We start from the raw sequence: 22,942 nt of genomic DNA, 5'->3' as shown, positions 1-22,942 counted from the left end.
GGTGTTATCCCTTTTTCGGCGTCAGGGCGCGGTCAAAAGACAGCGGGCCGGCCCCTTTGATCACCAGCACCACTAAGAGGAATACCCAAAGGCTGCGCTGATCCAGGATGATAGCGTCAGGGAAGCGATCAAACCAGGCCCCCAATGCGTCCGTGGCGCTGTGACCGTAGATATCTGTCAGCGATTGAATGACAACAAAACCGATCATTCCCAAGGCGGCAAGCCGCGTCAACAGCCCCAGAACGATCAACACAGGCAAGATGAACTCCGCCCAAGTCCCTGCAACCACTACGAGTTTATGAAAAATCGACAGAGCGTCTGTGTCATAGCCGGCGGCCTCCAGAACGCGGGGAAAGATCTGTGCGTAGGCGCCAACTGATGGGGTCCAGAGGCCGGAAATACCGTCGCCCAGTTTGGTCAATCCAGAATTCAGGAAATAGACCAACAGAACCGCTGCAAACAACAGTCTTGCGAGGGTGGGAACCAGCCAATCGGCGCGTTCCAACCTGTCGACGAGCAGGGCGTAGATGGCAAAGATGGCACTCATATCAGGTCCTTATGATTCAAAACAGCAAATGCGCCAGTCGCCAGAGCGAGGCCAAGACTGGCACCTAGATCAAAGTCGGGAACGGCGGCGACTGCGGCGTCATGTGCGATGCCAAAGGGCGCGCCAGCCGCGAGTCTCTCCAGCCAGAGGCCTGCACCGGATGGAAGAAGATGGGGCGCAGGGTCAAACGCCTGCCGGGTGATCAGAACCTCCTGCGAGGCGCTGCGCGGCTTGCCCGCGCCAGAGTTTTGATTGTAGGCCCAGATGTCAAAAAGCGGCCAGTCTGAACGCAGGATAACGCTGGATGGCGCGAGGGTCAGCCTTGCATCAAGCAGGTCGTTGGGCGACAGGGTCTGAAAGCCGGCCGGATCAAAAGGCGGGGTGTCGGCAGCGTGATAGGAGCGGCGCATTGCCAGATCAAGGCGGGCGGCGTCTGGCAGATATCCGATATGCGCAAGTGGCTCGAATCGTTTGATAAAGTCAGGAAATTCAACACCATAATGCATCATCAATGGGGAGGCGGGCGGATGGCTGCGCACAAAGCTGCGGGCAAGTCGCGGAAAGTTCTTTTCGCCGATCAGCTGGGCGACCAAGGGGAATGCGGATGTCATCGCCTCGGTCAGAGAGACGGTGACGTTGTTGCGATAAACGTCATATCGTTTGCCGGCTTCCTGCGCATTGCCGTCCAGCAGGCCGGTCGGGGCCGCGACGGCAGGGTCCAGCAGGCCCGCGCGAAAGGTTGCTTGATCGCTCATAAGGTCAGCGCAAGTGCTGCGCGGGCGGCTTCTGCCTTCAACGTGGGCCAGTCTGGCACGTCGTTGTCCCATTCGACCAGCACCGGTGCGGGGCCGGTTTGAGCCAGTGTATAATCCAGCAAAGTCCAGACAGGATCGGTGACCGGCTTGCCATGGCTGTCGATCAGCAAAGGGGCCCCGTGATCATCGTGGTCTTCGTCATGTCCGCCAACATGAAGCTCGCCGACCTTGTCGGTTGGAAAGGCATCGATATAGCTCTGGGCATCTATCCCCAAATTGGTGGCTGAAATGAACACATTGTTGACATCCAACAAGAGCCCGCAGGTGGTTCTGTGGGTAAGTTCTGACAAAAAGTCGGTTTCAGACAAGTTTGATTCCGCAAAGGTCAGGTAGCTGGACGGGTTTTCGAGCAGCATCTGACGGCCCAACACGTCCTGTACCTGATTGATATGATCCGCGACCCGAGCCAAAGTCTCTGGTGTGTAGGGCAGGGGCAGTAAGTCATTCAGGAAGGCGCTGTCATGGGTAGACCAAGCGAGGTGCTCGGAGAAACTGGCCGGTTTGATCCAGTCACACAGTTTTTTCAGCCGGACCAGATGCGCCGTATCAAGCGGAGCCTCGCCGCCGATAGACAGGCCGACACCGTGTACCGAAATGGCGAATTCTTCGGATAGGGCAGCAAGCTGCGCAAGCGGGCGGCCACCGTCTCCCATGTAGTTTTCGGCGTGGATCTCAACCCAGTCCACAGGACCAGGATCGGCGCGCAACGCATTGAAATGTTGGGGTTTGTATCCAACGCCTACGGCATTTGGAAGGCGATCAAAGCGGGCGGAGGTGTCAAGCATGAACGTCTGATCCTCTTTGAACGGGGGGCCTTGGGCGGGCGATCCGCCCAAGGTGGAGGGGCTTATGCGGGCAGGTCGCGGTCCAATGCTTCAAGCGAGCCTGTCCGCTCGGTGCCGTCTTCCATTGCGGGCAGTTCGATTTCGGCGCAGGTGCCTGCGTCTACCAACGTCCATGCGTCGCCCTGATAATCCGTAACAGAGGTGCCTGCACAAGTGGTGCCGGGGCCGGCGGCGCAGTCATTGGCACCCGCCAGAGAAACACCGTAACACTTTTCTTTTGAAGCGGCATCTGCGGCAGTGGCATGAGCGGTCATTGCGGCAGCAACAGCACCGGCAATGGCAACTGATTTCATTACGTTTGACATGTGATCTTCCTTTTTGTTCATTCGGGTCACGTGGTGATGGGAACACTAAAGCACCCGCTGGATCATAAATCCATTCACGAGCCAGTGTGTCACGATCCTGTCAGGGATTTTGCCCGAATTATTGCTAATATTACGGGAATTTGCTGCAACTGTCACGTTTTGTTACAGTTTTTGGGGGCCGGCAAGGTTGTGGCTTGCCGGCCCCCGGAGGAATGTTACAGACTCGTTATGCCCGCAGATCGGGTGGGGTGGCTTCGACGGCCAGTTCTTGCGCAACGGCGCTCAAGGCCTGCACCGAAGTCTGTTTTTGCCCCAAACGACGCACGGAAACAGTCTTTTCCTCAACCTCGCGGCCACCTACGGCGAGGATCACCGGCACCTTGCCAACGGAATGTTCACGGACCTTGTAGTTGATCTTTTCATTGCGCATATCGGCTTCGGCGCGCACGCCTTCGGCTTTCAGGGTTTCGACAACTTCCAAGACGTACTCATCCGCTTCGGAGGTGATGGAGGCGACAACAACCTGACGCGGGGCGAGCCAGAAGGGCAGTTTGCCTGCGGAATTTTCGATCAACATGCCAATGAATCGCTCAAATGATCCAAGGCAGGCGCGGTGTAGCATGTAGGGGCGATGTTTGCTTCCATCTTCACCGATGTAGGATGCGCCAAGGCGTTCGGGCAGGTTTGGGTCTACCTGAAACGTGCCACATTGCCATTCGCGCCCAATCGCGTCGGTTAGTTTGAAGTCAAGTTTGGGGCCGTAAAACGCACCTTCACCCGCGTCGAGTGTATAAGGATGGCCCGCAGCTCTGATGGCGTTTTCCAGCGCATTTTCCACATGATCCCATGACTCCTCTGTCCCGACACGTTTTTCAGGGCGGGTGGCGAACATGATTTCGAATTTTTCAAATCCGAGATCTTTGTAGACCGATGCCAGATAGTCGATGAAGGCGGCGCATTCCGCTTCGATTTGGTCTTCGCGGCAAAAGATGTGTCCGTCGTCTTGGGTAAAACCGCGCACGCGCATGATTCCGTGCAGGGCGCCTGACGGCTCGTAACGGTTGCAGGAGCCGAATTCAGCCATGCGCAGGGGCAGGTCACGGTAGGACTTCATGCCTTGGTTGAAAATCTGGACGTGACAGGGGCAGTTCATCGGTTTCAGCGCGTTAACCGCTTTTTCCCGCGCATGATCTTCGTCGACCTCAACGATGAACATATGCTCTTGATACTTGTCCCAGTGGCCAGATGCTTCCCAGAGTTTGCGGTCCACGACCTGAGGCGTATTGACCTCAACATATCCGGCGGCACGTTGTTTGCGGCGCATGTAGTCTTGCAGTTCAGTATAGACGGTCCAGCCGTTCGGGTGCCAAAACACCTGACCGGGGGCTTCTTCCTGCATATGGAACAGGTCCATCTCGCGGCCAAGCTTGCGGTGGTCGCGCTTGGCGGCTTCTTCCAGCATGTTCAGATGCGCTTTGAGTTTTTCTTTGCCGGTGAAGGCCACGCCGTAGATGCGTTGCAGCATGGCGCGGTCACTGTCGCCGCGCCAGTAGGCACCGGCGATGGACATCAGTTTGAAGGCGTCGCCCGGTACCTGACCGGTGTGTTGCAGGTGTGGCCCCCGGCACAGGTCTTGCCAGTCACCGTGCCAATACATGCGCAACGGCTCGTCACCCGGAATGGCCTCGATCAATTCGACCTTATAAGGTTCGTCATTGTCTTGGTAATGTTTGATGGCACGGGCACGGTCCCAGACCTCGGTGCGGACCTCATCACGCTTGTTGATGATTTCCTTCATCTTTTTCTCGATGGTGGCAAGGTCTTCGGGGGTGAAGGACTCAGTGCGGTCGAAGTCGTAATACCAGCCGTCCTTGATCACCGGACCGATGGTCACCTTGGTATCGGGCCAGATTTCCTGAACCGCGCGGGCCATGATGTGGGCCAGATCGTGGCGCACCAGCTCGTTCGCCTGTTCTTCATCGGCCATGGTATGGATGGCAATGTCGGCATCTTCTTCAATCGGCCAGGCCAGATCAACATGTGCGCCGTTCACTGTCGCGGAAATCGCTTTTTTGCCCAGAGATTTGGAAATATCGGCCGCGACTTCGCCCGCAGTGATTCCTGCGTTGTACTGTCGTGCATTGCCATCGGGAAGGGTGAGTGAGATTTGAGCCATCTAAGGGCCTCCTCGTCAGTTTGGCGCCCACGAGACGCCCGGTTGCGGGTTATGTGTGGCGCTCTTTTGGCGCGGCTGGCCGGTCAGGTCAAGTAGGGGGCTGGTATGTGTTCGCTGCGACAGGTAAGAAGTTAATTGCGACGTAGGGGCTGGCATCTGCGCTGGTCTGTAGCGAAATGGGGATCTGCCGATGCAAGACTATAACCGCACTTTCGAGTTGACCATTAACGATGTTGAACTGATCGAAGAGGCGCTGCGCGCCCGCGGTCGCGAACTATGCAGAATGCGCCGTGCGTTAAGCGATGAAGACCTGGCCGGCATTGAGGCCATTCGCGTGCTTGAACAAGACCAACGCGATGGTGAGGAATTGCTGGGCCGGCTGCACGATCAAAAGATCTTTTACCGGCCCAAGACATCGACCTATATCAGCGGCTAAGCCATTGAGCTGGTAAAGACAGCGTAGCCAAGCAGGATGCAACAGGCCCAGCCAATGTTATAAAGCATTGGGCGCAGTGGCATTTTGGCTTTGCCTGTGATCATGCCAACAGCATGTGCAATCCGGACCCAGAAGAACACAATCGCGACCCAATAGGTCAAGGATGTGAAACCGTCGATCCGGTCAAGGATCAACACCAGCACCGCAAAGGGCACGAATTGCTCTAGCAGGTTGAGGTGCGCCCGGTGGGCACGATGGACCCATGCAGGCAGGTCGTTCAAGTCACCGGGGCGCAGGAAGGTATCCGGCGCATCCTCGGGCAGGGGATTGCGAACCACCCCTACAACATAGGGAATCCACATTGAGGCCGCGAAGAGGCTGAGGCAGGTCAGTATGCCCAGTTCAGTCGGAAAAGTTTCCATCAGTTCGCCCCCTACATCGCGAATTTCATTGCGGTGCCGGTCTCAAGCCATGACTTGAGCGAGGCCGCCAGTCGCGCCCAGCCTTCGGCGACACCGTCCTGACCTTCCGGGATATCATAGTGTTCTATGGTCAGCTTGCAGGCCTCGCCCTGTGGCTCAATGATGAAGGCCATCCGCGAGGCAGGGGCGTCGGGGCCAAAGAAATGCGGTTCAAAGGTGGCCTCGATCCGGGTCTTGGGCTCGATTTTGCTGGGGCGCTGGGTCAGCATCTTATTGCCGTCGGGCAAGACCCATGTCAGCGCACCGCCCTCGACGGCTTCGCCTTCGACGCGCTCGCACATGAAATGATAGGCCGCCATGCTGTCGGGGTCGCTTAGGGCGTCCCAAAGGGCATCTTGGGTGCAGCGGATAAATGTCTGCATTACAAAATCAGGTTTTGTCATCAGGTGGTTCCTTTCCAATGTCGTTTTCAGGTCAAGTACCGCTCGGGCCGCCGGTTTTGCGCGCATCGGCTCAATCCAGCGATCAATGGTTTCTTGCAGGGGCACGGCGTTCAGGTAGTGATATTTGAACCGGCCCTTTTTTCGGGTCACAACCAGCCCGGCATCCTCCAGCACGCCAAGGTGCTTCATCACGCCAAACCGAGTCATCTCAAGCAGCTCTGTTAACTCTTGCAGGCTTTGGCCGTCCTTTTGGCGCAGGGCGTCCAGCAGGGTGCGGCGGGCCGGATCGGCAAGTGCTTTAAAGACTGCATCCATGGAATCGCTTATAGGTGAATAATTAGTCACGTGACAAGATGGTCACTTGTAAAACCTGACTGTTGAACTTGCGCAGGCCGGGGCGCATTATTGCAAAAAACCAAGGAGACACCCGTGGCCGAACCATCATTTTTGTCAACAAAACAGGGCCGCAAGATTGCGTATCATCGCATCGAAGGGCAAGGGCCGTGGGTTGTGTTTCTGGGCGGGTTAAAATCCGACATGCAGGGCACCAAGGCGGTGTTTCTGGAGGAATGGGCCCGTGCCGAAGGGCGCGCATTCCTGCGTTTTGACTATTCCGGGCATGGCGAATCATCGGGCGAATTCACTGATGGGTGTATTGGCGACTGGGCCGAAGACACCGCCGAAGCGGTCGCCGCGCTGACCGACGGGGCGATCCTGCCTGTCGGGTCGTCCATGGGGGGCTGGCAGGCGTTATTGCTGGCGCGTTCCCAGCCCGAGCGGGTGGCGGGATTGGTCACCATCGCGGCTGCGCCTGATTTCACAGAAGATGGATATTGGGCCGGTTTTACCGATGCGCAAAAGCAGACGCTAAACACGGTCGGCCATGTCGAACTGCCTTCCGACTATATGGAACCTTACATCATCACCAAGCGGATGATCGAAGACGGGCGCGATCAGTTGGTGTTGCGCGCGCCGCTGGATTTGCCATTTCCTGTGCGGTTCCTGCAAGGCACGGCTGATACGGCGGTAAGTGTCACGACGGCGGTGCGCTTGCTTGAACATGCGGGCGGTCCGGACATGCAGCTGCGTTTGGTCAAGGATGCGGATCATCGGTTTTCCGACGGTCCCTGTCTGGGAATGATCACGCAGGCGCTGCACGAGGTTCTGGGTGCAGAGAATTGATTGGATTGGATAAGGGAGCGCTGGGATGCAACAGAGAGTTTCACTGATCACGCTTGGCGTGCGGGACATAGCGGTGATGTCTGCGTTCTACGATGCGCTTGGCTGGCACAGGGTGGATACGCAGGACGGTGTGATTGCCTATGATCTGATTGGCCAGACCCTGGGGCTCTATCCGGTTGAAAAGCTGGCCGAAGATATTGGCCTTGATGTGAACAAACTGGGCCAAGGGGCGTTGACCCTTGGCCATAACGTTGCTGAAAAAACTGAGGTGGCTGTGGTTCTGGAGGCGGCCAAGGCGGCAGGTGCGACCATACTGAAGCCGGCGGCGGATGTATTTTGGGGCGGGCATCACGGCTATTTCCAAGATCCCGAAGGGCACATTTGGGAGGTGGCGCATAATCCGTTTTCGCCATTGCGCGATGATGGTGCGTTTCGCTGGAACGGTTTCGGCTGATGCGCAAACCGGCCAGCATGTGGAGCCTTGAGACCTTTGGCCGGCAACGTCTGTCCCAGTATTTTTTCATGCGGGATTTCATGTTTTCCGAGATTTCGGCGTTCCATGGCATCCCGAACATTCCCGAAAACCCCGATCTGGTGCTGGAGAATGGCCGCGCCTTTTGCACCAGCTTGCTTGATCCGCTGGAAGAGACCTTTGGCCGCATCGCCCTGCGCTCGGGCTACCGATCGCCGGCGCTGAACCAATTCGGCAACGAGAACAAGTTGAACTGCGCACGTAATGACAACCCAATGGAATGCCATATCTGGGATTGGGGCACCGGCAAGCAGGCCGTTGCTGGTGCCACCATTGTGGTGCCGTGGTTTGCCGATCAATACCAACAGGGGCGGGACTGGCGGGACCTTGCATGGTGGCTCCATGATCATTTGCCCTATTCGGAAATGTGGTTTTTCCCCAAGCTTGCCGCGCTTAATCTGGTCTGGCGTCCCGATCCGCAGCGCACGATTTCCAGCTATATTGCGCCAAAGGGCATGTTGTTGCGACCCGGGGCAATAGCGGGCGAAACAGCTGAGCAGCGCCAGCAGCGATATGCGGATTTCCCGCCGTTTCGGGGGTTGAGGCCGCCGCTTGCCTCAGCGTATGCTGCGCCAAGTTCGCGGTAAACAGCGGGCGACGACCGATCTCTGCGGAGCCAATACCCAATGCATTTTCAACGAGCAGTACATGACGCCTGAACCCTTGGTCCTCTTGCCGGGCATGATGTGTGATGCACGTCTGTTCGGCCCGCAAATCGCTGAACTGTCTGCCGATATGGCAGTAATGGTGGCACCGGTGACACAGGGCGAACGCATCGAAGAGATTGCATCAGGGTTGCTGGATCTCTTGCCCAAACGCTTTGCCCTTGCCGGGTTAAGCATGGGCGGCATTGTGGCAATGGAACTTTTGCGCCGTGCGCCGGACCGGGTTTCGCGGATTGCCCTGTTGGACACCAACCCTTTGGCAGAAACGCCGGTTGTGGCGGCCAATCGTGAGCCGCAGATCGTCAAGGTCCGATCCGGGCGGATGCTTGAGGTGATACGCGATGAAATGGCTCCGAAATATCTGGCCCCCGGTCCTTACCGTGCCGAGGTGATGGATCTGGTGATGGATATGGCCGAGACACTGGGGCCGGAGGTGTTCATCCGCCAATCCCGTGCATTGCAGCGGCGGCGTGACCAGCAGGCGGTTCTGCGCAAATGCCGCACACCGGCGCTGGTTCTATGTGGGGAACATGACCAGCTGTGTCCGGTGAAGCGACATAGTTTCATGGCAGAGCTGATCCCATATGCGGAACTGGTGGTGATACCGGATGCGGGACACCTGCCGACGCTGGAAAAACCGGACGAAACAACTGCGGCCCTGCGCAACTGGATGCGCCAACCCTTGGTCTTGCAATAATCCTTTGCGCGTGGCTCTGGCGTTTTCGGAAACACCCTGTCTAAAGAGATGTCGCCGAGACGAAATGCTTCAGGTTAAAGGCGGGATATTTTAGGTTAATTTTCCTGCCGCAGGTGTTTCGAGAGCCCGCTTTACTGGGCGCTTTGCGCGATGAGTCTGTCGCGCTCACCTTTTGGTAAGACCTGCACATCGGTTACCGGCGCTGATGTGTCAGTGTTAAAGAACGGTGTCTGTTTCCAGCGCCCGTTTATGCGCCCGACCAACGCCCGCCATAACATGCCCAAAGCCATCTGACCGGCCCCCACGTGACGATGTTTGCCGCCTTGCATCGGGATAAAACCCCGTGAAGCAATAGGGCCCAACGCGCTGGTGTCAGCGATGCGATCGGTGCGTAGGGCCGCAAAGGGAATGCCGGGCGCGCGCAGGGTGTTGAACATCAGGGCACCGCAGCAGGATGCCTGCCAGCGCAGCAGGTTTTTGGGACCAAAGGAAAACACCTTCAGCTGGTCCTGACCTGATTGAAAACTGATTTTGTCCGGTGTGGTCTGGTACAGCGTGACCCCGTCGTCGCCGGGATCAACCGCGCCAGTATGGATGTCCGCCGCGCGACAGGAACGGCAGAAACAACGGGCGTGATTGCCCCATCCAATATCTGCCAAGGTCCCTTTCACGGTGCCGCAGCGACAGGAGAAAGGGACCATGACCATTTCCTAGGCCGACTTTTTGTTTTTGGACGCTTTGGTGTTCTTGTTAGAGGCGGGCGGCATCGCCTTTTCGCAATGGGCGTCAATGAAATCCAGCACCAGAGGGCGGATATTCTTGCGCCAGCTCTTGCCGGCAAAGATGCCATAGTGGCCAGCGCCGTCTTCCAGATGGCTGGCCTTCTTTTCGTCTGGCAGCCCCGTCAGCAGGTCAAGTGCCGCGACACATTGGCCGGGTGCCGAGATATCATCCTTGGAGCCTTCCACGGTCTTGACCGCAACGGTTGTGATCTTGCCGATGTCCACATGCCGACCCGCGACGGTGAATTGATTTTTGGCAATCTCGCCCTCTTTGAAAACCCGGTCGACTGTGGACAGATAGAATTCCGCCGGCATGTCCATCACTGCCAGATATTCATCATAGAACTTATTGTGCTTGTCATGCTCGTGCGCTTCGCCGCGCATCACATTGCCGATCTGGTCCTGAAACGCCTTCATATGGGTTTCAGCATTCATTGAAATAAAGGAGTTCAACTGCAACAGGCCGGGATAGACCATGCGGCCGACGCCCGCATATTTAAAGCCCACACGCTGGATCATCATTTCTTCCAGCTGGCCCATGGTGACGGAATGGCCGAAATCGGTCACATCCGTGGGCGCGGCGGAGGGGTCAATTGGCCCGCCGATCAAGGTCAGGGTGCGTGGCTGGGCTGCGGGGTCTTCTTCGGCCAGATAGGCGGTTGCAGCCAATGTCAGCGGGGCCGGTTGACACACGGCAATGACATGGGTGTCCGGGCCCAGTTCGCGCATGAAGTCGACGAGGTAAAGCGTGTAATCCTCGATATCGAACTTGCCGGCGCTGACCGGAATGTCGCGAGCATTGTGCCAGTCCGTAATATATAGGTCGCAATCAGGCAGCAGCGAAATTACCGTCGAGCGTAGCAATGTCGCGTAATGGCCGGACATCGGGGCGACCAGCAGAACCTTGCGTTTCGGTTCCGTGCGGCCCTGTACGCGGAAATGCAGCAGGTCGCCGAAATCTTTCTTCACGACAATTTCTTCGACAACGATACGGTCTTGACCATTTGCTCCTACGAAGGGCGGGATGTTCCAATCGGGTTTTGTCACCATGCGCGAGAAACTACGTTCCGTAACTTCGCCCCAGGCGGCCATCCATTCAAGCGCGGGGTTTGGAAACATAGCGAAAGCAGGGTATGATGCCATGGCTAGCGCTGAAGCACCCATCCATTGGTTCGTGTTCCGTACCGTTTCCATAAGGTCGTAAGTTGCCATGTAGCGCATGTGGGGGGTCTCCTTTTGGGCCCGTGAATGGGCATGCCATCGCTCCTGCCCCTGAAGAGGGCGATGTTATGCTGCAAGTGCGAAGATAGGAGAAAAAGGGTAAGATGACAACAAAAACCACGGATAACGCTGCATCACATGATGTTTCGGCCATTCGGTTGGCAGAAAATCTTAAAAAAGTTGAGGCTCTGAGCGAACGGCTCGGGCAGGTGATGAGCAACCGGCAGGGGCATCAGGCCGCCCTTGATGGACCGAATCAAGAGTTGTTTACCAAGGCCGGACAGGCCTATGCCGCCGAAGCCATCAACAATCCCGCCAAGTTGATGGAACACCAGATGGATTATTGGTCCAAAACGGTTACCCATTTTGTCGAGGCGCAGCAGGCGCTGGCCAAGGGCACGCTGGCCGCCCCCGAAGACAAGACCGGCACCGACCGGCGGTTTGCCAATCCGTTGTGGGAGACGCACCCCTATTTCAATTTTGTCAAACAGCAGTACCTGATTAATGCCACGGCCATGGAGCAGGCCGTCGAAGATGTCACCGACATGGAACCACGCGAGAAAGAGCGGCTGGCCTATTTCAGCCGCCAGATTGTCGACATGATGAGCCCGACGAATTTTCTGGCGACAAACCCCGATGCCTTGCAGCGCGCAATTGATACGGATGGTGAAAGCCTGATCAAGGGATTGGAAAACCTGATCAGCGATCTGGAATCCAACAATGGTGAGTTGATTGTGAAGCTCGCGGATGAAAACGCCTTTGAGCTGGGCCGCAACATTGCCACCTCACCGGGCAAGGTGGTGTTTCGCAACAAGATGTTCGAGCTGATCCAGTATACACCAACCACTGAAAAAGTTCATGCCACACCGATTTTGATTTTTCCGCCGTGGATCAACAAATTCTACATTCTGGACCTCAAAGCGCAGAACTCCTTGGTTAAATGGCTGGTTGATCAGGGTCACACCCTGTTCATGATCTCATGGGTGAACCCCGATGCGACCTATCGTGATGTCGGCATGGAGGACTATATCGAAGACGGTTATCTGGCCGCGATCCGCGAGGTGAAGGACATTACCGGCGAGAAAAAGGTCAATGCGGTGGGCTATTGCATCGCCGGCACAACCCTGTCGCTGACCCTAAGCTTGATGAAACAGAGGGGGGACAAATCGGTTAAATCCGCCACTTTGTTTACCGCGCTGACCGATTTCTCGGATCAGGGAGAATTCCGGCCATTTCTGACGGATGATTTTATTGACGGGATCGAGGCCGAAACGGCGGATAAGGGCATCCTGCCGTCGATCATCATGGCGCGGACGTTTTCCTCACTGCGGGCGAATGACCTTGTCTACGCCCCGGCGGTCAAAAGCTATATGATGGGAGAGACCCCGCCGGCCTTTGATTTGCTCTACTGGAACGGCGATGGGGCAAACCTGCCGGCGAAGATGGCAATGCAGTATCTTCGGGGCCTGTGTCAGCGAAACGAGCTGGCGGATGGCGGGTTTGATCTGATGGGCCATCATCTGGTCCTGGAGGAGGTGGATGTGCCGCTATGCGCCATTGCCTGCGAAACCGACCACATCGCCCCGTGGAAAGACAGCTACCGTGGTGTTCGGATGATGGGCACGAAGGACAAGACGTTTATCATGACCCAGTCGGGCCATATCGCGGGTATCGTCAATCCCCCCTCAAAAGGGAAGTATGGGCATTACACCAACGCGGATATGGGGCTGAACCACGAGGACTGGCTGGAGGGGGCCGAGTTCCACGAGGGATCCTGGTGGCCACGTTGGGGGAAATGGCTGGAAAAACACACGGGTAAGATGATTCCCGCACGTTTCCCGGGAGATAATGGCAGGAAAATTATCTCGGATGCCCCCGGAGAGTATGTGGCGAAGAAGGCAAGTCACTGAATTTACGTTAGATTTACCCTAGGTAAATAAAATATGCTGCACCGCAGAAAAACCTTGAAATGCTGCGGTGCGGCATGTATATCGTTTGCAGACGCAGAAACACGGGGCATCCCGGTTGGCGCCAAGTGAATACGCAAACAAAGGATAGACAAATGACAAAGACACCAGACATGACAGCGATGCTGAAAGACGTAATGGGTTCTTTCCCGGTCGATACATCTGCAATGGAAGGCGCGTTCAAAACTTCCGCGTCCCTGAACGAAAAACTGTCCGGCGTTGCGCTTAACGCTGTTGAGAAATCCACTGAGATTTCCACAAAATGGACAAAAGACACCGTTGCCAAGATGACTGAAATGGCAAAAGCAAAAGCCGAGCCAGCTGACTACGCAAAAGCAATGACAGATTTCGCATCTGCTTCTGCTGAATCCGCAGCCGAGCATATGGCCGCGTTCGCTGAAATCGCCAAGAAAGTCCAGATGGACACAGTTGAGTTGATGATGGCTGCTGGCAAAGACGCGCAGGAAGAAGCAACTGCTGCTGTTAAGAAAGCATCTGACGACGTTCAGGCTGCTGCGAAGAAAGCAACATCCAAGTAATAACCGTTTCGACGGTTATGATATCTCACGGATCCTGTTTCAGGAATGTGAGGTAAAGGCGGGCTTCCCTGAGCCCGCCTTTTTCTATGTCTTCCAGAGGCTATACCTGGCCGCTTGACAGTTTCCTGCCCAGCATTTCCCCAAGCGCATCATAAACTTTACGAATACGCGGGGTCTGGCGCAGCTCCGAATGCGCGGCCAGCCAGACCGGTAATTCTCCCACGGGGCTGGGCCCAGACACACAAACCAGATCCGCTTCGCTTTGGGCAATTAGGTTTTGGTTGAAACCGATGCCAAATCCGGCCCGCACCATTTGCCAGCACACAACCTGATCGTCACTGCGGAACTTGAAAGCGGCGCGGTCCACGTGCATCCCCATGGCGGCCATCCCGTCGATGATCATGGTGTTATTGTCATATCCGACCAGATCGTGCGCAAGGATGTTTTCCAGCGCCCCAAGCATACCACGCCGGGCGATGTAATCGCGACTTGCATAGGCCCCCATCTCCAGAGTGCCGATGTGCTTTGCGATGACGTCTTTTTGTGTCGGGCGATACATGCGCACGGCAATATCCGCCTCGCGCCGCAACAGGTTGTTGGTGTCATCTGACGCCACCAGCTCGATCTCGATGTTCGGATGACGCTGGTGCAGTTCCGTCAGCACAGGCGGCAGAATATAGGTCGCGACGATCTGGCTGGCGGTGATCCGCACGGTGCCTGTCATGGTGTTCTCGCCGCCTTCGGACAGGATCGAAAGCCGCGCCGCAGCATCGGCCATTTCACCGGCATGAACCATCAAAGCGTGCCCCTTGTCGGTCAGGGTGACGCCGGTCTTGGTCCGGTTGAACAATCGCGCGCTCAGGCTTTGTTCCAGCAACGCAATATGGCGGCTTAGGGTCGGTTGGCTGCTGTTATGCGCACGGGCAGCGGCAGAAAGGGATCCATGCTCTGCGACGGCGACAAAAGAATGCAGGTGAGACCAGTCGAGGTGTCGCATAAGGTATCCATATATGAATGAGTATAGGCAAATTTAGCGGAATGATATTCGATTATTGATGGAATAGCTATTGGTATGGCCAATCAGATAGGAGAAATGACATGGGCAAAGTAATCGTCTTAGGCGCGCGTGGGCGTTTTGGAAGCAACGCTGTAACCGCTTTTGCAGAGGCTGGGTGGCAGGTGACGGCGTTTGCGCGCCATTGGGACAGGGCCCCCGCTGGTGGTGTGACCACCAAGGCAGGGGATGCCATGAAACCGGATGCCCTGACGGAGGCCTGTGCTGGTTTTGATGTGATCGTGAACGGGCTTCACCCGCCATACGAGAACTGGGCGCGCGACCTGATGCCGATGACGCAGAAAGTGATCGCTGCGGCACAGGCCAGCGGTGCCACGGTCGTCCTTCCGGGCAATGTGTATAATTACGGTGCGGACGGGCCTGAGGTTTGGTCGGAAACCACGCCATGGCACCCCACGACGCGCAAAGGTAAACTGCGGGTGCAGATGGAAACCGCCTATCGCACCGCTGGCGTGCGTACGATTGTGCTGCGTGCTGGCGACTTTATCACCGGGGGGGAAACCAACATGTGGTTCGAAGCGCATATCGCCAAAGCTGCCCACAAAGGCCGCTCTATGTACCCCGGCCCTACAGACCGGGTACATGCATGGGCCTATTTGCCCGACCTTGCCCGCGCCGCTGTGATGTTGGCCGAGAAGCGGGATCAATTCGCAGCTTTCGAAGAATTCGGATTTGGGGGGTACAACCTGACCGGGGCAGAGCTGGTCGCCAAAATCGCAGAGGCGACAGGGCAGCCGCAGAAAATCTCCGGGTTTCCATGGCCTGTGTTGCACGTGCTTGGCTGGTTCAGCCGCGCGATGCGCGAGGTCCCCGAAATGCGGTATCTGTGGAACGTACCTCACCGTATGGATGGCGGAAAACTTGAAGCCGTTTTGCCAGAGTTCCGTCCCACACCGGTGAAACAGGCGCTGCAACAGGCGCTTGGCGTTACCTAATTCCGTCAGATCGTACAGTCATGCTTTCATTTTCCGAAATCTGTGCGTAAGCTGCAGTGCAGCACGCATCCTGGGAGGAACACCGTGGCGGATACACCCAAACCCCTGTTGATCAAGCGCTACGCATCGCGGCGGCTTTATAATACCGAAACAAGTGATTACGTGACCCTTGAGGACATTGGTGGTTTCATCAGGGATGGCCGCGAGGTTCAGATTATTGACCTGAAGTCGGGCGACGACCTGACGCGTCAATATCTATTGCAGATCATTGCAGAACACGAGAGCCGTGGTGAATCCGTGCTGCCGGTTGAGGTGCTGAATGATCTGGTACGCAGCTATATGTCCGGCAATGTCTCGGTGGTGCCGCAGTTCTTGCAAGCCTCCTTTGATATGCTGCGCGACGGGCAGAGCAAGATGGTCGAAAACATGAGTTCGATCAATCCCTTAGCCAATATGCCGGGCATGACTGGTATGCCGGGAATGGAGGCGATGCAAAAACAGCAGGAAGCCTTTATGAAGGCGATGACAGGTGGTTGGGCAGGTAGTGGCGGTTCCGCTGCTCCGACGCCCAAAGCGGCTGAAGCCCCGGTCGCTGAACCTGCCGAAGACCTTGAGGCGATTAAGAAGCAATTGGCCGACTTGCAGGACAAGCTGTCCAAGCTCAAGTAGGGACTACAGACCGGGGCCGGCCATGGGTGGCCCCGATCCGACGTTCTGGCAGAGGGGCAGTTGTTCCCGCCGATAGAATTTGGCGAAACTCGGACCATCTAACGCAGTCTAAAGCCCCAGCCGGTCCCGCATGGCGTACCAGCTCATCGCGAGGGCCAGCAATGGCGTGCGCAGTGCGGCCCCGCCAGGAAAGGCGGGTGTAGGGATCACCGACATGGTGTCGAACCCGTCGCCGTCGCCCTGAACCGCGCGCGCCATCAATGCGCCCGCATGGGTTGCCGTGCCCACCCCATGACCCGAATATCCCGAAGCCGAAAGGATGTTGCGCCCGACCCGTGCCATATAGGGCAGGCGCTTCATGGTGATGGCCAAGGTACCGCCCCATGCGTAATCTATTTTCACATCTTTTAGCTGTGGAAATACAACCGACATCGGTTTGCGCACCTTTGCGGCAATATCCGTGGGGAATTTATAGCCATAGCTTTCGCCGCCGCCAAACAAGAGCCGCCCGTCATGGCTGAGCCGGAAATAGTTCACCACAAACCGCCCGTCCGCCACCGCCACATCACGGGGCAATACGTCTTTGATGCGATCCCCCAAGGGTTCGGTTGCGGCGATGAAATTATTGATCGGCATAACCCGCGCTGCGACCTTGCGGTTGAGACCGCCCAGATAGCCATTGCAGCCCAAAATAAGGTGATCCGCCACAACATGGCCCCCATCGGTCTGTACCTTGATCTTGGGGCCTTCCTCGATGTGATGCACCGCGCTGCCCTCGTAAATCCGTACGCCAGCGTCTTGTGCCGCCCGCGCCAGCCCCAGCGCATAGTTCAACGGGTGCAGATGGGCTGCGCCCATATCAAGGATGCCCCCGCGGTAATCTGGCGAGGGGCAGACTGATTGCAGCGCTGCATGATCAAGGGTTTCGATCTGCTCATAGCCGTATGAGGTGTTCAGGAACTCAGCATATTTATGCAAATCGGTGACATCGCCGTCATTCGATGCGGTCCAGGCGACACCGGGTTTCAGGTGGCAGTCAATGTTATGGGTCTCGATCAACTGTTTGGCCAAGGCGACGGCCTCAAGCCCCATATCCCAAAGGGTCGCGGCGTGATCGGCACCGGCCATCGCCTTTAACGTATCTTGTGTAACACGTTGCCCGGTTCCCAACTGGCCACCATTGCGCCCCGATGCCCCAAAGCCGACGCGCTGCGCCTCAAGCAGGACAACATCACGCCCCGCCTGCGCGAGGTGCAGGGCGGCAACCAGCCCGGTATAGCCCCCACCAACCACGCAGACATCCGCCGTTATTGCCCCTTTCAGGGGGGCAAGCCGGTCATGAGGTGTGGCGGTCGCGGCATACCAGCTTTCAGGGTACTGACCGCGCCGGTCATTGGCATAAAGCAGGTTCATGGCGTTATACGTTCAACAGCAGGTGTTCGCGTTCCCAAGGCGAGATTACCTGTAAGAACTCGTCATATTCGGCACGTTTGACAATGGCGTAAACGCGGGCGAATTCTGGGCCGAGGACCTCATGCAGCGCGGTGGCTTCTTCAAAGATATCAAGTGCTTCACCCAGAACCCGGGGGATATCCCCGTCGCCGTCATAGGCATCGCCCTTGAACTGCTCTTGCGGGTCTTTGGCATCCATCAACCCCAGATAGCCACAGGCAAGAGAGGCAGCGATGGCCAGATAGGGGTTGCAATCCATCCCCGCCAAACGGTTTTCCACACGCCGTGCGGACGGGCCGGACAGGGGCACACGGATGCCGGTGGTGCGGTTGTCATATCCCCATTCCAGATTGATCGGGGCGGCGTGATCTTTCACATAGCGCCGGTAGCTGTTTACATAGGGCGCGATCACGGCCAGCGCGGAGGGCATGTGGTTTTGCAATCCGGCGATGAAATGCTTGAATTCCGGGGTCTCGCCGCCGTCTTTGTCGGAAAAGATATTCTCGCCGGTTGCCTTGTCCAGAATCGAATGGTGAATATGCATCGCCGATCCGGGTTCATCGGCAATCGGCTTCGCCATGAAAGTGGCGTAGCAATCGTGGCGCAATGCGGCCTCGCGGATCAGGCGTTTGAAATAGAATACCTCGTCCGCCAGCTTGACCGGATCACCGTGCAGCAGGTTAATCTCAAGCTGGCCGGCCCCGCCTTCCTGTGTGATGCCGTCAATCTCGAACCCCTGGGCCTCGGCGAAATCATAGATGTCGTCGATTACTGGGCCGAATTCGTCCACTGCCGTCATTGAATAGGCCTGACGCGCCGCAGCAGGACGGCCGGAACGCCCGATCATCGGCTTGATTTGATGCGCCGGATCAAGGTTGCGGGCAACAAGGAAGAACTCCATCTCGGGTGCCACAACCGGCTCCCAACCCTTGTCGTGATAAAGCTGCACGACCCGTTTCAATACGTTGCGCGGTGAGAATTCGACCGGCTTGTCGTGGCGGTCAAAGGCGTCGTGAATAACCTGTAAAGTCCAGTCACCGGTCCATGGTGCCGCCGTTGCGGTACTCATATCCGGCTTGAGGATCATGTCCTTTTCGGTAAACCCGTCTTCGCCTGCGGCCTCACCCCAGTCACCGGTGATGGTTTGATAGAAAATGCTGTCAGGCAGGTGAAAATACTGCTGGCGCGCAAATTTGGATGCGGGCACGGCTTTGCCTCGGGCGATGCCGGGCAGATCCGAGATGATGCATTCAACCTCATCCAGCCGCCGCCCCTCAAGATAAGCAGTAGCAGCTTCGGGCAATGTGTCTTTCCAATCGGCCATCAGGCCCTCTCTTTCATGAAAAATTCAGTCATCCTTGCGGCGACTTTTTCGCGGTCCAGTTTGGTGTCTAGTTTGCTTTTTGCGGCCTCGATTTGCGGGTCGGGCACAAGGCCTTTGCCGCGATATTCCAGCAGCCCATCAATAAAGGCGTGGTCGTATTCGGGGTGGGGTTGGATGGTCCAGAAGGTATCGCCATAGAGCAGCGCTGCATTGGCGCAGAAATCGGTAGCGCCAATAACCTCGGCCTCGGCGGGTTTGGTGACGACCTGATCCTGATGCCATGCGTTAATGGTGACGGTGTCGCCCTCCAGAGCATAATCAACCGCCCCTACAGACCAGCCACCGGCGAATTTCTCTACAGTGCCGCCCATGGCCTGCGCGATGATCTGGTGGCCGAAACAGACGCCGATCATCGGCACTTTTGCTGCGTAACAGTCACGGATGAACTGTTCCAGTGGCGGTATCCAGCTGTGGGTCTCATAGGCCCCATGGCGTGATCCGGTAATCAGCCAGCCGTCAGCGTCCTGCACGTTGTCAGGCATGTCGCCATCAACAAGGGACCACGCCTGATAGGTAAAATTTTGATCCCCCAGAAGCCGCTGGAAATAGGCATCATAGTGGCCATTGGCAGAGAGTTCTTCAGGCGGGTGGCCCGTGATGAGAATGCCGATTTTCATGGTGTTTCCTTACACGGTTTCGAGGTAAATTTCGACCTGCTCTTCACGGCTGAGATCGGCCATGTCCCGCAGTTCCTGCCGCTTTGTCATGACCAGATTGCGGATGAGGTCCGCCGGGAAGATCCGCGCGACTGCCGGATCTTTTTCGAACAGGTCGATTGCGGTTTGCCAGTCACCGGGAATCTGGGGCAGCTCAAGTGCATAGGCGTTGCCGGTGATCGGGGCCGGCGGTGTGGCCGCGTCTTCAATCCCGGCGATGGCCGCCCCCAGTACTGCACTTAGCATCAGGTAGGGGTTCACATCCCCTCCCGCGACGCGATGTTCAATACGGCGGGCCTTGTGGTTGCCCGAAGGGATGCGGATTGACGATGTGCGGTTTTCATAGGCCCAGCATACACTGGTGGGGGCATGGGCGTCCGGCAGGATACGGTCATAGCTGTTGGCATGTGGGGCAAAGATCAGACCGGACCCCGCCATCGCCTCAAGGCAGCCGGCCACCGCGTGGCGTAACATATCGGTGCCTTCGGGACCGCCGTTGTCAAAGACATTGTTGCCGTTTTCATCCAACACCGAAAAATGCATGTGCAAGCCAGAACCCGCATAATCGGGATAGGGTTTCGCCATAAAGCTGGCGGCAAACCCGTGTTTGCGGGCCAGACCTTTGACCAGCATTTTAAACAGCCACGCATCATCTGCCGCACGCAGGGCATCGTCACAATGCATAAGATTGATTTCGAACTGGCCCAGCCCGGCCTCGGAAATGGCGGTGTCTGCGGGAATGTCCATCGCTTCGCAGGCGTCGTAAAGTTCGGTAAAGAAGTTATCGAATTGGTCCAATGCGCGCATACTGAGGATGTCACCGGCCTGCCGGCGTTTGCCACTGCGTGGCGAGGGCGGCACTTGCAGTTTACGTCCGGAATCGTCGATCAGAAAGAACTCCAATTCGACAGCGCATACAGGTGTCAGGCCCTTCGCCTTGAATCGCTTTAACACTGCATCCAATGCATGGCGTGGGTCACCTGCAAAGGGGCGGCCATCGTCGTGGTACATCCAGATCGGCAACAGGGCCGTGGGTGTTTCCAACCAAGGCATCGGCATAAAGCCCCGCTCGGTTGCACGCAGAACGCCGTCCTTGTCGCCGCTTTCCATGACCAACGGGCTGTCTTCGATATCTTCGCCCCAGATATCAAGATTAAGAACCGAAAACGGAAACCTTGTGCCGTCCTCCAGCGCCTTATCGGCAAAGCGGGTCGGAATACGTTTGCCACGGGGCTGACCGTTCAGGTCAGCGGCAGCAACCCGCACAGAGCGGACAGCGGGATTTTTGCGAAGCCAATTGTTCATAGCACACCATTAGGGCTGTGGGCCATGCGGTCTGACGTGATCCGGTGGATCCGTCAAAAGCGTCCGTCGCCCACGCGTCGGATAATTTGATCAAATATTGGATACTACCGGATCAGATTAAGACGCAAGCGTATTTTTTTGTGCTGTTGTTGGGGCAAGTGGCGGTTCAGACGTTTGTTGATCATTCCGAAGACCCCGATAATGACCAGCGTCAGCAGGATGAAATAGCCGGCAAGGATCGGGTAAGGGATGAAGGGGTTAAACGTTTTGTCGGCGAAATAGCTGGCATAATACAGCGCATCACCGCGTTGCTGTTGTGCTGGAAAACCAGTGAAAAACACCAGCGTTGTGGCATGAAACAGAAAAATCGCCTCGTTGGTGTAGGCGGGCCACGCCAGCCGCAGCATCGTTGGCCAGATTACCCGTTTGAAGCGCGACCAGCCCGACAAACCGTAGGCGTCTGCGGCTTCGACATCGCCCTTGGGCACGGATTGCATCGCCCCGAAAAAGATTTCGCCGGTATAGGCCGCGGTGTTGAGAAACAGCACGACCAATGCCCCCAGCCAAGCCGCTGAAAAAGCACTGAATACCGGTGCCATCTGTTTTAATGACAGGAACAGAAAGTAGCCGAAAAAAAACTGGATAAACAGCGGCGAGCCGCGGAACAGAAAGATAAACCAGGCGGCAGGTTTGTGGAAAAGCGGGTTCTTGCTGGCCTTTGCGACCCCCAAAAGCGTGGCCAGCAGGAAGCCGAAGCCAAGGGCGAAGACCCCGAAATAGACGTTCCAGATCATGCCAGAGCCGATCAGGGTGACCTGTTCACATAGGGTAAACCCTTCGCGCGGCAGTAGGCGTTCGCCATAGCCCAATGAGCGCAGGCCATAGTCCTGAATGGTTTGCAGACAACTCATCTTTGCGGCTCCCTCAGGGCCGATACCGCCGGGACAGCCGGTGATAAGCGTGCGGATTTGATCCCGTTGTCGATCACAACGCAGCTCATGCGTTTTTCCTTTGGGCTTCGCCGCCGGTGGTTGCTTGTCCGCGTGTCAGTTTGCTCATCAGGCGGTCCAATACGATTTCGGACACACGTGTAAAGGCAAGGTAGAACACCAACAGCACCAGAAAATAATAGACCCGCCAGTCGCCATGAGGATACTCGGTAAAGCGCGGCGTCTTGGCGCTGCCCAAATCACGCGCCCAATAGACAATGTCTTCAACGCCCAGCAGGAACAACAGCGGTGTGGCTTTGATCAAAACCATCCAGAGGTTCGACAAACCGGGCAGGGCATAGACCCACATTTGCGGCACAGTGATACGCCAGAAGGTTTGACGGTGTGTCATGCCGTAAGCTTCGGCGGTTTCAATTTGGGCACGGGGGACGGCCCGCATCGCCCCGAAAAGCACGTTGGCAGCGAAAGCCCCGAAAACGATGGCGAATGTCACAACAGCCAGCGAAAACCCATAGACCTCGTGAATCCATTGCGGGGCGTTCCCCAGCGGCATCTTGGCCGCCTGACAGACAATAAAGTCGCTGCCTTGTCGCAGGGGCTCGTCCCAGTCAGGACATTTCACTTTGTGACGCAGGTATTCCAGACCCTGATCCAGCGCGATCACAAAAAACAGGAAGAACGCGATATCGGGCACACCGCGCACGACGGCGATATACCCTTTGCCAAACCAGCGCAGGGGCGCAAACCGTGCCCGCGCCGCAATAGCGCCGCCAAAACCAAAGGCCAGCGCGGTAGGGGCGGTGATGGCCAGCAGCAACAACACGGTTCCAAATGCAGAGTAGAACGCCAGATGTTTGCCGGTGGTGAGGTAACAGCTCAGCCATTTCAAGCCTTGAAGGCTTGATGGGTCAATACAATACTCAAACATTGCACAGGCCTTGC

Annotated in this window: 25 protein-coding genes; 9 read left to right on the top strand and 16 right to left on the bottom strand. The window is 56.8% G+C overall.

The annotated features are described in order from the left end of the window. Positions 1-4 precede the first annotated feature (4 nt). The 5 genes from HKX44_RS07455 to thrS form a co-directional block, all read right to left on the bottom strand. On the bottom strand, positions 5-547 hold the full coding sequence (locus tag HKX44_RS07455) for a DoxX family protein (RefSeq protein WP_276150641.1): 543 nt from the start codon (positions 545-547) through the stop codon (positions 5-7). Continuing rightward, positions 544-1,302 carry a DNA-binding domain-containing protein gene (locus HKX44_RS07450; protein WP_276150640.1) on the bottom strand — a complete coding sequence of 253 codons (759 nt, stop codon included), beginning with the start codon at positions 1,300-1,302 and terminating at the stop codon, positions 544-546. Before HKX44_RS07450 ends, HKX44_RS07455 begins: the two co-directional genes overlap by 4 nt. Then, positions 1,299-2,147, bottom strand: coding sequence for a DUF692 domain-containing protein (locus HKX44_RS07445; RefSeq protein WP_276150639.1), 849 nt, complete (start codon positions 2,145-2,147; stop codon positions 1,299-1,301). Before HKX44_RS07445 ends, HKX44_RS07450 begins: the two co-directional genes overlap by 4 nt. Positions 2,148-2,209: 62 nt before the next feature. Then, entirely contained in the window at positions 2,210-2,512 is a 303-nt protein-coding gene (locus tag HKX44_RS07440) for a DUF2282 domain-containing protein (protein ID WP_276150638.1), read from the bottom strand. Positions 2,513-2,738: 226 nt separating this feature from the next. Beyond that, positions 2,739-4,688 (bottom strand): threonine--tRNA ligase, encoded by a 1,950-nt coding sequence (gene thrS, locus HKX44_RS07435; protein WP_276150637.1) that lies wholly within the window; start codon positions 4,686-4,688, stop codon positions 2,739-2,741. Between the two features lie 190 nt (positions 4,689-4,878). Between thrS and HKX44_RS07430 the strand changes: the two genes are divergently transcribed. Next, entirely contained in the window at positions 4,879-5,124 is a 246-nt protein-coding gene (locus tag HKX44_RS07430) for a hypothetical protein (protein WP_276150636.1), read from the top strand. Here HKX44_RS07430 and HKX44_RS07425 read toward each other — a convergent pair. Beyond that, on the bottom strand, positions 5,121-5,546 hold the full coding sequence (locus tag HKX44_RS07425; protein ID WP_276150635.1) for an MAPEG family protein: 426 nt from the start codon (positions 5,544-5,546) through the stop codon (positions 5,121-5,123). The two genes, HKX44_RS07430 and HKX44_RS07425, sit on opposite strands and share 4 nt — an antisense overlap. Before the next feature lie 11 nt (positions 5,547-5,557). Then, positions 5,558-6,304 (bottom strand): metalloregulator ArsR/SmtB family transcription factor, encoded by a 747-nt coding sequence (locus HKX44_RS07420; protein ID WP_276150634.1) that lies wholly within the window; start codon positions 6,302-6,304, stop codon positions 5,558-5,560. Between the two features lie 114 nt (positions 6,305-6,418). Between HKX44_RS07420 and HKX44_RS07415 the strand changes: the two genes are divergently transcribed. The 4 genes from HKX44_RS07415 (at position 6,419) to HKX44_RS07400 (ending at position 9,065) form a co-directional block, all read left to right on the top strand. Continuing rightward, the gene (locus tag HKX44_RS07415; protein WP_276150633.1) at positions 6,419-7,171 is read left to right on the top strand and encodes an alpha/beta hydrolase; all 753 of its coding nucleotides are present in this window, start codon (positions 6,419-6,421) and stop codon (positions 7,169-7,171) included. A 25-nt stretch (positions 7,172-7,196) separates the two neighbouring features. After that, a complete protein-coding gene (locus HKX44_RS07410; RefSeq protein WP_276150632.1) occupies positions 7,197-7,625 on the top strand; it encodes a VOC family protein in 429 nt (142 codons plus the stop codon). Between the two features lie 17 nt (positions 7,626-7,642). Further along, positions 7,643-8,290: a hypothetical protein gene (locus HKX44_RS07405; RefSeq protein ID WP_276150834.1), complete on the top strand. Its 648-nt coding sequence runs from the start codon at positions 7,643-7,645 to the stop codon at positions 8,288-8,290. A 61-nt stretch (positions 8,291-8,351) separates the two neighbouring features. After that, positions 8,352-9,065 carry an alpha/beta hydrolase gene (locus tag HKX44_RS07400; protein WP_276150833.1) on the top strand — a complete coding sequence of 238 codons (714 nt, stop codon included), beginning with the start codon at positions 8,352-8,354 and terminating at the stop codon, positions 9,063-9,065. A 131-nt stretch (positions 9,066-9,196) separates the two neighbouring features. Here the strand turns inward: HKX44_RS07400 and HKX44_RS07395 are convergent, their stop codons facing one another. After that, the gene (locus HKX44_RS07395; RefSeq protein ID WP_276150631.1) at positions 9,197-9,766 is read right to left on the bottom strand and encodes a DUF6151 family protein; all 570 of its coding nucleotides are present in this window, start codon (positions 9,764-9,766) and stop codon (positions 9,197-9,199) included. 9 nt (positions 9,767-9,775) lie between these two features. After that, positions 9,776-11,068 carry a polyhydroxyalkanoate depolymerase gene (phaZ, locus tag HKX44_RS07390; protein ID WP_276150630.1) on the bottom strand — a complete coding sequence of 431 codons (1,293 nt, stop codon included), beginning with the start codon at positions 11,066-11,068 and terminating at the stop codon, positions 9,776-9,778. 104 nt (positions 11,069-11,172) lie between these two features. Between phaZ and phaC the strand changes: the two genes are divergently transcribed. After that, a complete protein-coding gene (gene phaC / locus HKX44_RS07385) occupies positions 11,173-12,978 on the top strand; it encodes a class I poly(R)-hydroxyalkanoic acid synthase (RefSeq protein WP_276150629.1) in 1,806 nt (601 codons plus the stop codon). Between the two features lie 152 nt (positions 12,979-13,130). Beyond that, positions 13,131-13,574, top strand: coding sequence for a phasin family protein (locus HKX44_RS07380; protein ID WP_276150832.1), 444 nt, complete (start codon positions 13,131-13,133; stop codon positions 13,572-13,574). 100 nt (positions 13,575-13,674) lie between these two features. Here HKX44_RS07380 and HKX44_RS07375 read toward each other — a convergent pair whose 3' ends face one another. Then, positions 13,675-14,571 carry a LysR family transcriptional regulator gene (locus tag HKX44_RS07375; protein WP_276150628.1) on the bottom strand — a complete coding sequence of 299 codons (897 nt, stop codon included), beginning with the start codon at positions 14,569-14,571 and terminating at the stop codon, positions 13,675-13,677. A 101-nt stretch (positions 14,572-14,672) separates the two neighbouring features. Between HKX44_RS07375 and HKX44_RS07370 the strand changes: the two genes are divergently transcribed. After that, positions 14,673-15,584 (top strand): NAD(P)H-binding protein, encoded by a 912-nt coding sequence (locus HKX44_RS07370; protein WP_276150627.1) that lies wholly within the window; start codon positions 14,673-14,675, stop codon positions 15,582-15,584. 84 nt (positions 15,585-15,668) lie between these two features. Continuing rightward, entirely contained in the window at positions 15,669-16,253 is a 585-nt protein-coding gene (gene phaR / locus HKX44_RS07365; protein ID WP_276150626.1) for a polyhydroxyalkanoate synthesis repressor PhaR, read from the top strand. 108 nt (positions 16,254-16,361) lie between these two features. Here the strand turns inward: phaR and HKX44_RS07360 are convergent, their stop codons facing one another. From HKX44_RS07360 to HKX44_RS07335, 6 genes are all read right to left on the bottom strand, one after another. Continuing rightward, the gene (locus tag HKX44_RS07360) at positions 16,362-17,666 is read right to left on the bottom strand and encodes an FAD-binding oxidoreductase (protein WP_276150625.1); all 1,305 of its coding nucleotides are present in this window, start codon (positions 17,664-17,666) and stop codon (positions 16,362-16,364) included. A 4-nt stretch (positions 17,667-17,670) separates the two neighbouring features. Continuing rightward, positions 17,671-19,029, bottom strand: coding sequence for a glutamine synthetase family protein (locus HKX44_RS07355; protein WP_276150624.1), 1,359 nt, complete (start codon positions 19,027-19,029; stop codon positions 17,671-17,673). Then, positions 19,029-19,706 (bottom strand): type 1 glutamine amidotransferase, encoded by a 678-nt coding sequence (locus tag HKX44_RS07350; protein ID WP_276150623.1) that lies wholly within the window; start codon positions 19,704-19,706, stop codon positions 19,029-19,031. Before HKX44_RS07350 ends, HKX44_RS07355 begins: the two co-directional genes overlap by 1 nt. 9 nt (positions 19,707-19,715) lie before the next feature. Continuing rightward, the gene (locus tag HKX44_RS07345) at positions 19,716-21,050 is read right to left on the bottom strand and encodes a glutamine synthetase family protein (protein ID WP_276150622.1); all 1,335 of its coding nucleotides are present in this window, start codon (positions 21,048-21,050) and stop codon (positions 19,716-19,718) included. Positions 21,051-21,154: 104 nt separating this feature from the next. Next, on the bottom strand, positions 21,155-21,961 hold the full coding sequence (locus tag HKX44_RS07340) for an ABC transporter permease subunit (RefSeq protein ID WP_276150621.1): 807 nt from the start codon (positions 21,959-21,961) through the stop codon (positions 21,155-21,157). 85 nt (positions 21,962-22,046) lie between these two features. Continuing rightward, on the bottom strand, positions 22,047-22,928 hold the full coding sequence (locus tag HKX44_RS07335; RefSeq protein ID WP_276150620.1) for an ABC transporter permease subunit: 882 nt from the start codon (positions 22,926-22,928) through the stop codon (positions 22,047-22,049). Positions 22,929-22,942: the final 14 nt, after the last annotated feature.

It is taken from the genome of Sulfitobacter sp. M05 (genome assembly GCF_029285175.1).
GTDB lineage: Bacteria > Pseudomonadota > Alphaproteobacteria > Rhodobacterales > Rhodobacteraceae > Sulfitobacter.
This window is presented reverse-complemented; position numbering and strand designations above follow the sequence as displayed.